The organism is Bradyrhizobium campsiandrae (genome assembly GCF_014529705.1).
In the GTDB taxonomy this organism is placed as follows: Bacteria; Pseudomonadota; Alphaproteobacteria; order Rhizobiales; family Xanthobacteraceae; genus Bradyrhizobium; species Bradyrhizobium campsiandrae.
This window is the reverse complement of record NZ_JAANIH010000407.1, coordinates 1-243: the sequence shown is the minus strand read 5'-3', so window position 1 is coordinate 243 and position 243 is coordinate 1. Positions and strand designations below refer to the sequence as shown.

The 243-nt window shown below is 58.8% G+C and carries 1 protein-coding gene; it reads right to left on the bottom strand.

Annotation, left to right across the window (positions count from 1 at the left end):
- A partial coding sequence (locus tag G8O24_RS46970) for a malate:quinone oxidoreductase (RefSeq protein ID WP_188108496.1) occupies window positions 1-243 on the bottom strand: 243 nt, incomplete at both ends.

Genomic DNA, 243 nt, shown 5'->3' with positions numbered 1-243 from the left:
ACAATTTCGATCTGACTGAATATCTGGTCGGCCAGGTGCTGCAGTCTGAGAGCCATCGCCTCGCGGCGCTCGACGAATATTTCCCGAAGGCCGATCCGAAGGATTGGAGACTGCAGGTCGCGGGCCACCGAAAGCAGCGGCTTCACGTTGGCGGGACGAATGGACTCGAACAGATCCAGCAGTGAACCATGCTTGAGGAACTTGCTCGAGAAGCCCGCATAGGGGCCGAACAGCAGCGAGTGC